General features: G+C 43.8%; 3 protein-coding genes. All 3 read left to right on the top strand.

Annotation, left to right across the window (positions count from 1 at the left end):
• Nucleotides 1-215: NADH-quinone oxidoreductase subunit H (locus J536_RS24525; protein WP_032063734.1), on the top strand; the 215-nt coding region annotated here is incomplete at its 5' end.
• An 18-nt stretch (nt 216-233) separates the two neighbouring features.
• Nucleotides 234-776, top strand: coding sequence for an NADH-quinone oxidoreductase subunit NuoI (gene nuoI / locus J536_RS24520; protein WP_002120012.1), 543 nt, complete (start codon nt 234-236; stop codon nt 774-776).
• On the top strand, nt 776-968 hold a 193-nt coding region (locus J536_RS24515), incomplete at its 3' end, for an NADH-quinone oxidoreductase subunit J (RefSeq protein ID WP_171071519.1). The genes nuoI and J536_RS24515, both read left to right, overlap by 1 nt.

The following is a 968-nucleotide window of genomic DNA, read 5'->3' as shown; positions in this document are numbered from 1 at the left end:
TAACGCCATTCAATTTAGAAATTCCATTTGTTCCACCAGTATTCTGGTTTGTGATTAAAACAGCATTCTTTGTAATGATGTTTGTATTGGCACGTGGTTCTTTAATGCGTCCGCGTTATGACCAAGTCATGAACTTTGGTTGGAAAATTTGTTTGCCATTGGCGTTGGTCAACTTGTTAGTGACTGGTGCTGTGATTCTGATGAATCAGGCCTAGGACAGCAGGGAGTACAAAATGTATAAATTTCTAGCTGGATTCGGATCAATTGTACGTACGTTACTCATGGTGTTTAGCCATGCAACGCGTAAACGTGACACGATTTTATATCCAGAAGTTCCGGCTGAACAGATTGTGCCGCCACGCTTTCGTGGTCGTATCGTATTAACGCGTGACCCTGATGGGGAAGAGCGTTGCGTAGCATGTAACCTATGTGCGGTTGCATGTCCGGTTGGCTGTATCTCACTACAAAAAGCAGAAACAGAAGATGGTCGTTGGTACCCGGAGTTTTTCCGTATTAACTTCTCACGTTGTATTTTCTGCGGTATGTGTGAAGAAGCTTGTCCAACAACTGCGATTCAGCTCACACCAGACTTCGAGTTAGGCGAATATGTACGTCAAGACCTTGTTTATGAGAAAGAAAACTTACTCATTTCAGGTCCGGGCAAATACCCAGATTACAACTTCTACCGTGTAACGGGTATGGCAATTAACGGTAAAGAGAAAGGTCAAGCACAAAAAGAAAGTGCACCAATCGATGTACGGAGTCTATTACCATGATGTGGCCGTTTTATTTGATGGCACTCGTGGCCATCGTTTCTACGGTTCGTGTAGTGACTAACACGAACCCTGTACACGCTCTACTTAGTCTAATTGTTTCATTGCTTGCTGTTGCTGGTATTTTCATGATCGTGGGGGCGCCTTTTGCAGGTGCCTTAGAACTTGCGGTTGAAGACAATCTGAAAGGTATTC

Source organism: Acinetobacter sp. 809848 (assembly GCF_000581275.1).
GTDB lineage: Bacteria > Pseudomonadota > Gammaproteobacteria > Pseudomonadales > Moraxellaceae > Acinetobacter > Acinetobacter pittii.
The sequence above is the reverse complement of the archived record's forward strand: the minus strand, read 5'-3'. Positions and strand labels throughout refer to the sequence as shown.